Source organism: Gilliamella sp. B3892, assembly GCF_026536305.1.
In the GTDB taxonomy this organism is placed as follows: Bacteria; Pseudomonadota; Gammaproteobacteria; order Enterobacterales; family Orbaceae; genus Gilliamella.
In genome coordinates, this window is the sequence record NZ_JAFNOK010000001.1 from 407,181 (window position 1) to 421,573 (window position 14,393).

Annotated in this window: 13 protein-coding genes and 1 other RNA gene; 2 read left to right on the forward strand and 12 right to left on the reverse strand. The window is 37.5% G+C overall.

Going from position 1 to position 14,393, the window contains the following annotated elements; translation table 11 throughout:
- Both J3U74_RS01790 and J3U74_RS01795 read left to right on the forward strand, forming a co-directional pair.
- Window positions 1–612 (forward strand): AAA family ATPase, encoded by a 612-nt coding sequence (locus tag J3U74_RS01790; protein WP_267329774.1) that lies wholly within the window; start codon window positions 1–3, stop codon window positions 610–612.
- A gap of 235 nt (window positions 613–847) precedes the next feature.
- Window positions 848–1,258: a hypothetical protein gene (locus J3U74_RS01795; protein ID WP_267329775.1), complete on the forward strand. Its 411-nt coding sequence runs from the start codon at window positions 848–850 to the stop codon at window positions 1,256–1,258.
- A 74-nt stretch (window positions 1,259–1,332) separates the two neighbouring features.
- On the opposite strand, the gene J3U74_RS01800 is transcribed toward J3U74_RS01795, so the two are convergent.
- The 12 genes from J3U74_RS01800 to J3U74_RS01855 form a co-directional block, all read right to left on the reverse strand.
- On the reverse strand, window positions 1,333–2,793 hold the full coding sequence (locus tag J3U74_RS01800) for a catalase (protein WP_267329776.1): 1,461 nt from the start codon (window positions 2,791–2,793) through the stop codon (window positions 1,333–1,335).
- Window positions 2,794–3,026: 233 nt separating this feature from the next.
- Window positions 3,027–3,572, reverse strand: a complete 546-nt coding sequence (locus J3U74_RS01805; RefSeq protein ID WP_267329777.1) for a 5-formyltetrahydrofolate cyclo-ligase — start codon at window positions 3,570–3,572, stop codon at window positions 3,027–3,029.
- 28 nt (window positions 3,573–3,600) lie between these two features.
- Window positions 3,601–3,781: non-coding RNA, 6S RNA (ssrS, locus tag J3U74_RS01810), on the reverse strand.
- Window positions 3,782–3,846: 65 nt separating this feature from the next.
- Window positions 3,847–4,131: a cell division protein ZapA gene (gene zapA, locus J3U74_RS01815; protein WP_267329778.1), complete on the reverse strand. Its 285-nt coding sequence runs from the start codon at window positions 4,129–4,131 to the stop codon at window positions 3,847–3,849.
- 7 nt (window positions 4,132–4,138) lie between these two features.
- The gene (dxs, locus tag J3U74_RS01820) at window positions 4,139–5,995 is read right to left on the reverse strand and encodes a 1-deoxy-D-xylulose-5-phosphate synthase (RefSeq protein ID WP_267329847.1); all 1,857 of its coding nucleotides are present in this window, start codon (window positions 5,993–5,995) and stop codon (window positions 4,139–4,141) included.
- A 20-nt stretch (window positions 5,996–6,015) separates the two neighbouring features.
- The gene (ispA, locus tag J3U74_RS01825) at window positions 6,016–6,891 is read right to left on the reverse strand and encodes a (2E,6E)-farnesyl diphosphate synthase (protein ID WP_416379809.1); all 876 of its coding nucleotides are present in this window, start codon (window positions 6,889–6,891) and stop codon (window positions 6,016–6,018) included.
- Window positions 6,878–7,123, reverse strand: coding sequence for an exodeoxyribonuclease VII small subunit (gene xseB / locus J3U74_RS01830; RefSeq protein ID WP_220217825.1), 246 nt, complete (start codon window positions 7,121–7,123; stop codon window positions 6,878–6,880). The genes ispA and xseB overlap by 14 nt, the downstream gene beginning before the upstream one ends.
- Window positions 7,124–7,239: 116 nt before the next feature.
- Window positions 7,240–8,589, reverse strand: a complete 1,350-nt coding sequence (gene rmuC / locus J3U74_RS01835; protein WP_267329779.1) for a DNA recombination protein RmuC — start codon at window positions 8,587–8,589, stop codon at window positions 7,240–7,242.
- Window positions 8,590–8,591: 2 nt separating this feature from the next.
- Complete coding sequence (epmA, locus tag J3U74_RS01840; RefSeq protein ID WP_220217823.1) at window positions 8,592–9,566, reverse strand: elongation factor P--(R)-beta-lysine ligase; 975 nt, start codon at window positions 9,564–9,566, stop codon at window positions 8,592–8,594.
- Between the two features lie 68 nt (window positions 9,567–9,634).
- Window positions 9,635–11,995: a glucans biosynthesis glucosyltransferase MdoH gene (mdoH, locus tag J3U74_RS01845; protein WP_267329780.1), complete on the reverse strand. Its 2,361-nt coding sequence runs from the start codon at window positions 11,993–11,995 to the stop codon at window positions 9,635–9,637.
- A 20-nt stretch (window positions 11,996–12,015) separates the two neighbouring features.
- Entirely contained in the window at window positions 12,016–13,578 is a 1,563-nt protein-coding gene (locus J3U74_RS01850; RefSeq protein WP_220217821.1) for a glucan biosynthesis protein G, read from the reverse strand.
- A gap of 18 nt (window positions 13,579–13,596) precedes the next feature.
- Entirely contained in the window at window positions 13,597–14,265 is a 669-nt protein-coding gene (locus J3U74_RS01855) for a hypothetical protein (RefSeq protein ID WP_220217820.1), read from the reverse strand.
- Window positions 14,266–14,393 lie beyond the last annotated feature (128 nt).

Below are 14,393 nucleotides of genomic sequence, written 5' to 3' on the forward strand. Positions count from 1 at the left end.
ATGCGTAAATATTTAATTTTACTCGCTGGCTGCCCTTGTACAGGAAAGACTTATCTGGTTAATAAATTGCAACAACAATTTAAAGATAGTTTCGTGATAACACCCGATGAAGCGAAAGTTTTATATGCTGACTCAGTTGGTTTTAATTCGAAAGCTGAAAAGCAGGCACTTGAGCACAAAGTTTGGCATTTTTATTATGGTGTTTTACAACTGTATATGGATGCCGGTAAACGCATTATTATTTCTGAATACCCCTTTAGTGATAAGCAAAAAAAGCGACTAAGTGAGTTGGCGAAAAAGTATCATTATCAAGTCATCACAATCCGCCTAATTGCTGATTTTGATGTGTTATGGCAACGTCGCTATCAACGAGACCGCTCGCCGGAACGGCATTTGAGCCATATTATGCAGCACTATCACTATGGCGATAAACTTGAAGATCGTAGTTTGGCCGACGATTTAGTCACTAAATCGCAATTTTATCAAATCTGTCAAACTAGACAGTACGACGAGTTTGCTTTGGGGCAGTTGATCGAAGTGGATGTTACCCATTTTAATCAAGTTGATTATTCGGGTTTATTGGCAAAACTGAAACAAATCATTAAACAATAGCTTCATCAGATAATCAATGCCGATTAACGTTAATCGGCATTATATTTAGGGTGATAAAGCAAATGGATCAGATTTGATTGTAGGAATAGGCAGTTATGGATCAATAGTGAAATAGCTTAGTTTTATTTTTCGTATATCTTCTCAATAACATTTTAAATACAAAAAATTCTTTCAATATAGCAATTAAAGATTTTGATAAGCCATTTCTAATCAATCAAGTTCAATGAGCTAAACCATGAAAAGACTGCTATTTATTTTTATCGTTTTTATGTTTGTGGTAAATGCTAAGCCTCATTTGGATCATGAAAATTATGGCAAGTGGGTGATGTTGACCGAATTAAATAATAAAAATGTGATTGATGAGCCTTGTTATTCCGGTAATCGGTTTATCAATTATCAAAAAGGTAAACTGGATGATTATACCGGGCAAGAAATGATTTCATGTGAGATAAAATCGAGCTACTTTAAAGACGGCAAATATTTTATCGATTTAGAACCAAAATGTAGATACTCTGATAGCATAAGTTATGAAGTTAAGGCTGAAAATACTTTAATTTGGTATTTATACCATTCATTTTCTCTTGTAATGACTAATCAGCCCGATAAGTTTGACAAAGTCTATGAAACATGTGAGGAGAGACAGTAAAGCTATTCACATTTATCTCTATCAAGACAAAGGCCAATGCCGACACAATGGTGTCGGCACTATTATTTGGCTTTTTAGCTTTTGATTAGATCAACTTCAACACCTAACCCTTTTGCCACACCTGAACCATAATCGGGATGGACTTTATAGAAATGTTTAAGCTGTCTAATTTGAATATCACGATCGACATTTTTCATTGAAGTGACAATATTATCAATAAGCAGTTGTTTTTGATCCGGACGCATCAAATTAAATAATGCACGTGGGTGGGAGTAGTAATCACCGTCAACACGATGATCGTGTCTATCCATTGTACCGGCAGGGACATGCATCGGTAGCTCAGCATACTGCGGTTGTTGTTTAGGTGCGCTATCAACACTATTTGGTTCATAGTTTGGTGCATTATCCGGCGTATAAAAGCGCATAGCACCGTCACGTTGATAATTGTGTACCGGACATTTAGGTGCATTGATTGGTAATTGTTGGTAGTTTGTACCAATACGATAACGGTGCGCATCGGCATAAGCAAAAACCCGTCCTTGTAACATTTTATCCGGTGATAAGCCGGTACCGGGTACGAGATTACTTGGTTCAAATGCGGCTTGTTCTACTTCAGCAAAATAGTTTTCCGGATTACGATTAAGCTCCATAACACCGACTTCAATAAGTGGAAACTGTTTTTGCGACCAAACTTTAGTGACATCAAATGGGTTTTCCGGGTGGTTATTCGCTTGCTCTTCACTCATCACTTGTATATAAAGTCGCCATTTAGGATAGTCACCTTGTTCAATGGCATTAAAGAGATCTTCCTGCGCTGAATCAGGATTGCTACCGTCGAGTTCTGCGGCTTTTTTAGGATGAATATTTTTAATGCCTTGTTCTGTTCTAAAATGCCATTTTACCCAAGTTCGTACATTGTCTTTGTTGATTAAACTATAAGTATGGCTACCAAAACCATGCATATGTCGAAACCCGTCCGGAATGCCTCGGTCAGAAAATAGAATCGTTACTTGATGAAGTGATTCTGGCGATAAAGAAAAAAAGTCCCACATCATTTGCGGATCTTTTAAGTTGGTCTTAGGATCGCGTTTTTGCGTATGAATAAAGTCCGGGAATTTGAGTGCATCACGAATAAAAAATACTGGCGTGTTATTACCGACGATATCCCAGTTACCTTGATCTGTGTAAAATTTTACTGAAAATCCACGTGGATCACGTGCCGTGTCAGATGAACCACGTTCACCGCCAACAGTTGAAAATCGAGCAAAAACGGGAGTTTGTTTGCCTACTTTGGCAAAAATACTGGCGTAGGTATATTGAGTAATGTCATTAGTAACGGTGAATGTTCCGTGTGCACCAGAGCCTTTGGCATGCACTCGTCTTTCCGGAATATTTTCACGGTTAAACTGAGCGAGTTTTTCGATCAATTGATAGTCGTCAATCAATACTGGTCCACGAGGGCCTGCAGTGCGAGAGTTTTGATTGTCGGCAATAGGGGCACCATTATTGGTGGTGAGTTCTTTTTTTTCTGACATTGCAACACTCCTTCTGGTTATTAGATCGTACCTTTATAGTTAAAGAGTTGTGACTGATTTTATTGAAAAATTAATTTATTAAGGAATAAGATAAAGACGGTGATGCGTGTAAAAAAAGATATTGCTCGATTTATTATATAACTAAATTGGCTTTTAATTGTAGAAAAAACAAATTAATAATTTTTAATCTCGCTATGAGCGGTAATGAATATGAGAATGACTCATTAACTAGATTAAGCATAAATGATTTCCGGTAATTGAACATCCCAATGCTGATTATCAACATGATCAATTTTTTGGCAGGCAAATGCCAACCCGATAGGATAAATTTGCTGTTGTTGGTAGTTTTCCAGCAAACGATCATAATAGCCACCCCCCATACCGATACGAAATCCTCGGTCGTCAAATGCTACCAGTGGTGTAAAAATAACATCAAGCTGTGGGGAGGGTAAAACGTTTGATACATTTAAGGCAGGTTGTAAAATGCCATATTGATTTTGGCTAAGTGGCGTATCGGGCGTAAACTTCAAAAATAATAAATGGTAAGGCACAAAAGGGTGAATTACTGGCAAGTAGACCGATTTATTTTGTTGCCATAAATATTCAATAATCGGTTTGGTGTCAACTTCGCCATCAAACGACAGAAAGATACCGATATTTCGAGCTGTTTTAATTACATCATGATTAGCAATTTTCTGATAAATCGCTTGCTGAGCAAGTTGGCGTTCATGGTTAGACAATTGGCGTCTTTTTTGACGGATGAACTGACGAATATTCATGATTAATCTTCAGCAACGTAAGGGGTAAAACACTCCAAGATGTCGTTAAGGTTGTAACCCTTGAACCCAAGGTTCAAGGTGAACAATATGTTTTAATTTTTAGGTTTCCTTATAAATAAGGCATACACACCAATTAAAAATCACACCGTTCTAAAATAAAGAATATCGGCTCAGGGGACTAACCCTTCTCGCGAACATCTCAGAGATGGCTAACATAATACAAAATTTAGAAAATCATACAATAGTATTTGTGTTAAATTTACAAATTATTTGGTTAGATGTTGGTATTAAGAGCTGAATCAAGCAATTGTTGTAACATTTTTAAACGATTACTAAATTCATTGCTTTTTTCTTTTTCTTTAGTCAATTCATAAGAAATATTGAGTGCTGCAGTCATGATAAGTTGATCGCTACCAATCTGGGGCGATTTTTCTCGTAAATTTGTTAATCGGATTTCAAGATTTTGAGCGGCACTTTTTAATGCGTCAACTTCATCTACCGGACAGTTAAACTTTAAAGTTCGTCCAAAAATTTGAATCGTGACAGCTTGAGTTTCCATATTTAACCTATCGTTTTTTAAATTCATTAATTTTTTCGATTATATGTTCACAGTTCAATCCCATTTCTGAACGGATCTCATTTTGTGAGCCTTGTGGGATAAACTCATCAGGTAAACCGATGTTTAAAATATCACATTTTATTTTTTTCGATAATAAAAATTCATTGACGCCACTTCCGGCGCCACCTTTAATACTGTTTTCTTCAACAGTAACAAGTATATTATGGCTTTGGCTAATGTGCAAAAGGACTTTTTCATCCAATGGTTTGACAAAACGCATATCAATGACTGTAGCATTAATTTGCTCAGCGGCTTGTAAAATTTCAGGCAATAATGTGCCAAAGTTGAGTAAAGCAATGTTTTCACCTGTTCGGCATAATCTCGACTCACCTATTGGAATTGTTGTAAGTGGTGTCAAACTAGCGCCTGTTCCTTCTCCTCGAGGATAACGCACAGCAGAAGGTCCATTATGCAAATAACCGGTATTTAGCATTTGCCGACATTCGTTTTCATCACTCGGTGTCATTATGACCATATTTGGGATACAGCGCAAATAACTTAAGTCAAAAGCACCTTGATGTGTTTCACCGTCGGCACCAACAATACCGGCTCGATCGATCGCAAATAGTACCGGTAAGTTTTGAATGGCAACATCATGTATAAGCTGATCATAAGCCCGCTGTAAGAAGGTTGAATAAATTGCCACAACAGGCTTTAAATCACTAATAGCAAAGCCTGCTGCGAGTGTGACGGCATGTTGCTCAGCAATGGCAACATCGAAAAATTGTTCGGGATAAAGGCGGGCAAATTCAGTCATGCCTGAACCTTCACTCATAGCCGGTGTGATTGCCATTAAGCGTTTATCCGTTTTTGCCACTTCGCACAACCAATCGCCAAAGATTTGACTATAGGTTGGAGTAATTTTATCGGTGGCTGGTAATACACCGTCAATAGGATTAAATTTAGGTACACCGTGCCACAAAGTGGGATTTTTTTCAGCCGGCGCATAGCCTTTGCCTTTTTGAGTGATCACATGAAGTAGCTGTGGGCCTTTTAACTGCTTAACTTTTTGTAACGTGCTGACTAAATTTTCAATATCGTGGCCATCAATTGGTCCAATATAGTTAAATCCTAGCTCTTCAAAAAGTATTGCCGGTGTGACTAAACCTTTTAAATGCTCCTCGGTCTTTTTAAAAAGTTCTTTTAATGGCGGAATATTTTCAAGCACGCGTTTTCCGCTCTCACGAAAAGATGCGTAGGTTCTGCTGGCTAAAATTTGAGTTAAATGTTGATTCAGTGCGCCAGTGTTTTCAGATATCGACATATCATTGTCATTAACAATAACCAGCATATCGGGCTTAATATGTCCTGCGTGATTCATCGCTTCAAAAGCCATACCGGCAGTTAATGCGCCGTCACCTATAATGGCAGCAACTTTTTGTCCAGACTGTTTTTTTTGTTCACTAATGGCAATGCCTAAAGCCGCACTAATTGAGGTGGAGGAGTGGCCGGTTGTAAGGACATCATACTCACTTTCATCACGATGTGGAAAGGGACGTAAACCGTCTTTTTGACGTATGGTTAACATCTGATCACGGCGTCCGGTTAAGATCTTATGTGGATAAGCTTGGTGCCCTACATCCCATATAATTTTATCAAATGGTGTGTGATAGACATAATGTAAAGCGGTAGTTAGCTCAACGACTCCAAGTCCCGATGCTAAATGACCACTAGACTGGCTGACACTGGCAAGCAAGTATTGTCTTAACTCATGGCAGATAGCCGCTAGTTGCGATAGCGGATATCGTCTGAGATCCTCAGGCGAGTTAATGTGTTTTAATAACGGGTAATTGTCTAAATTCATTTTTGCCATTAAGTTATTGGTTAACTATTTCGATTAATAATATAATCAGCAAGATCTTGCAGTGGTTGACTATTATAAGGTATTTTCTTCAGACTATCGATAGCTTGAGTATGTAGCGCTTTAGTCATGTTAGTCGCAGTTTGTAAACCAACAAGTGCCGGGTAAGTACTCTTTTTAAGTGCAATATCCGATCCTTGAGGTTTTCCCATAATTGATTGATCGCCGATGACATCTAAAATATCATCTTGAATTTGAAAAGCTAATCCAATCGCTTGAGCATAGTTATCCAGCATCGAATAATACGGTAGGGCAATATCACCACTGGCAAAAGCACCTAAGCGTACAGCAGCTTTGATAAGGGCACCGGTTTTAAATCGATGAATTTGCTGTAAATGTTCAAGTGAAATAGTTTGGTGCTCTGCTTGCAGATCCAGTGACTGACCTAAGCACATCCCCGATAAATCGCTTGCACGAGCAAGCTCTGCTATCATATTGACTTTGATTTGATCATTAATATTTTCACACTCTGATATTAAACTAAAGGCCAACGATTGTAATGCATCGCCGGCAAGTATAGCTTGGGCTTGACCAAACTGGATATGGCAAGTTGGCTTTCCTCGCCGCAGATCATCATTATCCATTGCCGGTAAATCATCATGTATTAATGAGTAAGTGTGAATTGCTTCAATTGCCGCCGCAGCTGAATCAAGTTTAGTCAGCGGGCAGTTAAACATCTGACCGGTTAAATAGACTAAAACAGGTCGAATGCGCTTACCGCCGGCTAGCAGGCTGTAACTCATTGCTTGTTGTAGGTTTGAGTGTTCACACTGCGATATATAATCGGTTAAGAAGGAATTGATTCGTTGCTGCAAAGGCTTAAGATTATTCATTATCATCAAGTTCAAATTCTGATAATTGTGCTTCACTATTTTCAGACAGTAAAATTTGAATACGTTGTTCAGCTTGGCTGAGCTGTTTTTGCCCGGCTCTAGCCAGTTTTATGCCTTTCTCGAATTCGTTTAACGCCTCATCTAATGGTAAATCACCATTTTCCAGTTGCGTCACGATAGTTTCGAGTTGTTTGATTGTTTCTTCAAAACTCGGTTCTTTATCCTGTTTTTTTGCCATAATGTACTCCTTCTTTTTGCTTTGCTAAATGAGTATACACGTATTTTTAATCATGGTGAATTACGATATTTTATACTGAAACGTAGGTATTTTCTGAAACTTCTTGACAAAAATAGTTAATTTTCGTTTTCTTGCTCCAGTTCATCTATCGATAATAGTGCTATATCTGGGTTTATTGGTTTTTTTACTTCGATGCCTAACTCTCGAAAGCGTTCGATTTGACCAATAACATTGCCACGACCTTTTGCTAATTTGTTCATTGAGCTTTGATAGGTCTGTTGTGCTTTATCTAAGCAATTGCCTAATCCTTCCATATCCTCAATAAAGCCTCGCATTTTGTCATATAATTTACTTGCTTTATCGGCAATCAGTTCGGCATTTCGATTTTGATATTCGTATCGCCATAAATTATGGATAGTCCGTAGTGCGACTAACAGCGTTGTTGGGCTAACTATCATTATGTTATTTTTTAGTGCATCGTTGATTAATGCCGGATCGTTATCAATTGCGGATAAAAACGCAGGCTCAACCGGAATAAACATTAAAATGTAATCAAGCGAATTGATACCAATTAATTTATGATAATCTTTTTGACTTAACTGTTTTAAATGATTTCGAACTGCGGTTAAATGTTCGCTCATGGCTTTAGCGCGAGCTACCTCATCGTCACTGTTAAAAAAGCGCTCATAAGCAACCAGCGTTACTTTAGAGTCGATAACCACATCACCTCCTTGAGGAAGGTGAACAATCACATCCGGTTGTAGACGTTGCTTATTTTCATTGGTTAAATTGACTTGAGTTTCATATTCATACCCCATTCGCAATCCGGAATTATCCAAAATTTGGCTTAGAATAAACTCACCCCAATTACCTTGCGTTTTATTATTACCTTTTAGAGCATTGGTAAGATTAGTTGCCTCTTTGGTCATCTGCTCATTAAGTTGTTGCAAGTTACGAATTTCGTGGGTTAAGGTATGGCGCTCTTTGGCTTCTTGTCCAAAACTATCTTGAACTTGCTTTTTAAACCCTTCTAATTGCTCTTTTAGTGGTGAAAGCAGAAAATCCAAACTTTGCTTATTTTGTTGCTCAATTTTTTTACCACTGCTTTCAAAAATACGATTAGCCAGATTTTCAAATTGGGTGGTTAAACGCTGTTCACTTTGTTCAAGCAGGATTTGCTTTTCATGGGCAGAACTTAACGTCTCTTCTAACCGGGTTTTTAGCTCACTTATTTTGATATTTTGGGCAATATGTTGTTCACGATACTGATTCAATTGCGCATCAAGCTGTTTAACTTGTAAAAGTAATGTTTGATTTTCTTGATTCTTTTGCGTGAATTGCAGCTCAAATATTTGATCTAAATTATTTAAAGATAATTTAAGTTTAATAACCAGAATCAATAAAATCAGTGCTACTGCACTGATTGTTATTAAAATCCAGTCAATTGAGCTTAACGTTTCTAGCATAATTAAGCCCTTTCAAAAGTAAATGACATGACATCATCTAAACTATCAGCGTTGAGTGCTAACATGATTAATCGATCTAAACCGACCGCAACCCCGGCACAATCAGGTAGACCTGATTCCATGGCTGCCAGTAATTCAATATCAATATTTTGAGGTGGTAAGTTTTGATTAGCACGATCAATGTTGTTTTGCTCAAAACGCATTCTTTGTTCTTGTGGATTTGTCAGCTCTTTAAAGCCGTTAGCAAGTTCGACTCCTTTGTAGTAAAACTCAAAACGGCTGGCTACACGATGATCTTCTGAACTAATGGCGGCAAGTGCCGCTTGTGATGCAGGGAAATTAAACACTGCAACAGGCTTATCTTGACCAATGTGAGGTTCAATCCCGAAGGAGAACAAGCATTGTAGTAGTGTATCTCTGTCAAAATTATTAGCATCAATTTCAACATTGAGTTGAGTCAGCGCATTAACTAAAGTTGCATGGTCAGCTTCTAACGGATCGATGTTAAGATGACGTTGAAAAACTTTTTGGTAGCTAATTCGTTCAGCCGGTTCACAATCTAAAACTGTTTGTAGCAGATCATCAACTTCATTGATCATTTGCATCATATCAAACTGAATTCGATACCATTCAAGCATAGTGAATTCCGGATTATGAATTCGGCTAATTTCTTCATGGTTACGAAAACATTTAACCAGCTGATAAATCGGTCCACTACCAGCAGCCAGTAGGCGCTTCATATGGTACTCAGGGCTAGTAATTAATGACATCTTACGCCCTTGTTGCCCTTCATCTTCCCCGGGTTTTAAATATTGTGTATGAAAAGAACTTAAATGAACATCTGTTACTGCATATTGACTTAAAATCGGTGTTTCAACTTCTAATATACAGCGATCGGTAAAAAATTGTCTTATTTGAGAAACAATTTTAGCTCGCTTAAGTAAATTATTTATAGATGCAGTAGGTTGCCAAGTCATAAAAAATATCCATGGAATTGATCAGTTACTAAAAAAGAAGAGAAATAGGGTGTTACTCACCCTATCTCTTATTGTTGGCGTTCATTTTGCCACAATGTGAACAAATTGTCGTATTTTTCTTGTTGTAGCCAAATATGGCGATGTAGTGCAGAAAGTATAATAGGATCTTCTAAAATCATTAATTGCTGTTCTTGACTTATTTTTTCTAAATCAACTTGTTGATAGTGCTCGATAAGTTCGGCGCGTTTTTGTTGATTTTTGCTATTAGGTAAGTGCCTTGATGTCGACAATGCGCAAGCAAGCGCATTATAAACAGGATCGACAAGCGCCATAACAAAACCATGCTCCACAAAAGCAGCTCGGGTTTGGACTAAATATTCGCCAGTTAAACGCACTGCTTTTGCCGGATGAGTTTCTTCCGGTGTTAAAAATAGTCCTGCCTTTTTGGCTTTCATTCCTAAACTTGATAATCCCGATACTCGAATGACTAACGGCGAAATAGTTAGTGGTATAAGTATGGCGATATACCAATAAGTAAATTGCGGATTTAACCAAATAATAATTGCAAGCCAAACGATGCCTAATAGTGATAGTGGCCAGCAGAAATAGAATGATTCACCCCATGTTAACGCATCATCATTTCGTGAAGGCGATTTCCACTGTATTTTGCTGCCAAGCCATGCTTTTAATACAAATTTACTATGGAAAATCATGCGAATAGGCGCAAGAATCATCGACCAAAGCATTTCGATCAGTATTGATAAGGTTAATTTGAAAATGCCACCGACATCTTTTGCCCCTGTTCTGGCGATAATAATGCCGTAACTAAAAAATTTAGGTGCAAACAGTAATACCATTGTTGTCGATAAAAGCTGTATCGCTAATTGTTCATTCCACCGAGGCCAAGTAGGATAAAACTGATTCGATTGGAAAAAATACTGGGGTTCAGAAATATTAAATACCAGTAATAAAAGGGTAGAAAATATTAAAAACACTAACCACAGTAGTGACGAGATATAAGCCATGCCACTGGTTATAAACATCACTCGATGCGTCAGTTTGATACCACTTTTAAAAATTAATCTTAGGTTAATTAAGTTTCCCATACACCAGCGATTATCACGTTTGAGATCTTCTATCATATTGCCGGGTAGTTCTTCATAACTACCGTTAATATTGTAAGCGATCCAAACACCATAGCCGGCACGTCGCATTAAGGTTGCTTCAACCAGATCATGTGACAATATGTGTATTGGGCCTTTGCGTTTTTGGATTGGTGATAAAATGCAGTGCTCAATAAAAGGTTTTAAGCGGATCATCGCATTATGACCCCAATACTGCGCTTCACTTAATTGCCAAAAGTGTGTACCAGAACAGAAAATGTCGCTGTAGATCTGGTTAGCAAATTGCTGAATACGACCATAAAGCGTTGTCATTCTGACCGATTTTGGTGGTGATTGTAAAATCCCGGCTTTTGGTGTTATCTCCATCATGGCGATCATTTTTAAAATACAATCACCGGTCATTATGCTGTCTGCATCGAGGATCATCATATATTCATAAAGATGTCCCCAGCGACGGCAAAAATCATCGATATTGCCACTTTTGCGTTTCACACGACGTTTACGGTGACGATAGTAGATGTTACACCCGTCATCTTGCTTTTGCGCATTGAACTGCGTCCATGCTTTTAACTCGTTGACATAGAGATCCGGATCGTTAGTATCACTTAAAATATAAAAGTCACAACAGCTCGCATGTCCGGTTTCGGCTAGCGATTGATAAGTAGCTTGTAGACCAGCAAAAACTCGAGCAACATCTTCATTACAAATCGGCATCACCAATGCGGTACGATGATTAGGATTAATGTGCTCGGCTGGGTTTTGGGGAATTGGAATGGTATAACGATCTTTTCTTATCACAGCTAGGATTAAGCCCATTATGCTAGTCCAAAACCCGATAGATATCCAGCAAAATAAAATGGCAAACAGGCCAATGATAAATCCTTGAATGATGTAAGGTATAATGCTGTAAATGGCAAGCTCCGGGTTGATATCCCAGTTAGCCATAAAATTAATTTTTTGCCAGCTTTGATAAGGTAGTAATGAAGATAAGTAAACCGTGCCATAGTAAGTTTGTGTCACAATAAGGGCAAACATGATAAAGCGACGGATTAACGCCATAATATTAATGCCAAGTTTTGATTTGGCTTTAAAACGCTCATTCCATTTTTGAGGTTGGACTGAAACTCGCTCAACTTTAGGGTAACTAGGCTGCTGCTTTCTTTCATCGATAAAAGTTGAAGTGTCACCAACTTGATCCAGACGGTACTTAATAAATTCAACATCGTCAGTTGGTGGAATATTGTTTTCAGATGTCTGACGCCAATTGTCGGCGTCAGGTAGATTCTTAAAGTAATCTTTTTTCATATTTTTTTAAATTATTATAATTATTGTGCAGGGTATTGCCCGCTCCAAGTTTCAGATAAGACCTCATTTGTTGCTTGTGATGCTAATTGAATACGAATATCGGTTGCTTTTTTACTGTCATCAACATTAAACCGCACAATTACACGCCATCCTTTGGTAACCGAATTATATTGGACATCACTGCTTACAATTGAGCCGTTGTTAATGCTTGAAATCACTTTAACTGGCACTTTATCGGATAACTCAGGCCCCTCAAAATCAATAACATAGGCATTAGATCCGTCGAGTTTACGAATTAAATTAGCTTGTTTAATATCCCCAAGTGATAAGCGTGTGCTGGTTGCTCTTGCGACATTATCAGGATAACGCTTGAGCTCATTTAACGTATAATGTAAACGATATTTAAACGATAAGCTATCTCCCGATTTATACTCTTTTTGAGGTACCCAAAAAGCGACAATATTGTCGTTAGTCTCATCAGCAGTTGGAATTTCGACCAATTCTACCCGGCCTTTTTCCCAATTGTTAAGCGTTTCAACCCAGACACTAGGGCGTTTTTCGTAGTGATCATCAAGATCTTGATAGTCTTCAAAACCTTTATCACGTTGAATTAAACCAAATGCTTTAGGATTTTCTAAACTGTATGATGAAAAAGATAATCGTTTCGGGTTATTTAATGGTCGCCAAATCCATTCATTATTATTCGCCAAAATCGATAAACCATTCGAATCATGCATTGCAGGACGATAATTTAAGAGTGGCGATGGTTGGTTTGGTCCAAATAAGAACATGCTGGTAAGTGGTGCGATACCCAATTTTTTTACCGAATCACGGAAAAATATTTTTGCTTCAACCGTCACCGTTGTATCAATACTCGGGACGAGTACGATTTTATATGCGCCTGTCACTCGAGGTGAATCAAGAAGGGCATAAATTACCAGATGCTTTTGATTGGCTTCGGGTCTTTCGATCCAATACTCTTTAAAGCGAGGAAACTCTTCGCCAGACATTTCACCCGTGTCAATGGCTAAACCACGCGCCGAAAGTCCATAGCGTTGATCTTTACCGACCGCACGGAAATACGAACCGCCAAGCGCTGTAAAAATTTCGTCATCGGTTTTAGTTGGTGAATTAATTGGGTAGTGAACTTTAAATCCGGCAAAACCAAGATGTTTGTTTTCAATCTTATCTAATTTGAGTTGGCTTAAATCAAAGTAGCTAGGATCATACTGGATTTCATGTACTTCATTATTAACTATTTCATTGATTTTAACAGGTACGTCAAAGTACATACCTTCATGGTAGAACTCTAATTTAAACCGGCTTTTATGGTCGTTCCAATAAGCTTTATCATGGTTGAATAATATTTTCTGATAATCGGCAAATTGTAAAGAGGCTAATTCACTCGGTATATTTTTTGAAGGTTGGACGTAATCTTTTTTTGATAAATTCTCTGCTTTTTCAGCGACGTCATCGAACGAAAAAGCTAACGCAGAAAAACTCACGCAAGTCACAGAAGCCACAAATAGGAGTTTGCAAGTTAATTTTTTACTATATTGACTAATTGAAAATAAATTGTACATAAAAGACTCGCATTAGTATTATCTAAAAATATTAAAATAGTTAATAATGTTACTTTCAGGATCACTTAAGCATTTTTCAACATAGTCAGCCTTTATTTCTTGAAGAATGGTTGGATTTTCACTGATTAAAAATTGTGAATAGTTATCTTTAAGAATTTTATTTTGCAATGTTGAGACGTCTTGTTCAGTCATTTTGAACAATGGTTGATAATAATTTGCTATTTTTGATTTATCTTTGGCATAAATTGCTAAGGTAAAATCAGCTGATCTTTGGCAATAATTGTTAATATTGGTCGGGCTGGCTTTAATTTTGCTTAGTTCAATATTTTGTTGAGCTTGACTCTCTTCAATGACTTTCTTGAGTTGGGCGTCATATTTTAATTTATAATAATGGTTAAGATAAAAGCTCAACACACAAGACGATTGGTTGGTATCACTGGCACAGTTTAATAAACCATGCTTAATCACATAATTATTAAAATATTTATTACCCAACATTTGATGTAATTGGTTTTTCGCAGTTACAACGTAGTCATTATTAGATTCAGTTTGATGCCTGAGTAAAAGCAATTGTTCTGTTGCTGAGGTTTTCCCTTTAACGGTATTGGTTGGCGAGAGATTATTGTTAGCACAACCTGCGACAAGAATAGAAACAATGGCGCATGTAAGGATATTACTTATTTTCATATATCAAATTCCATGAACATATTCTTGAGTTGTAATTTCAAGGTATTTCACCTTGCCACATTGACTTGTATCATAGCAGCGGAAAATTATATACTCATATTCTTCTTAAATACACTAAATGATTAAAT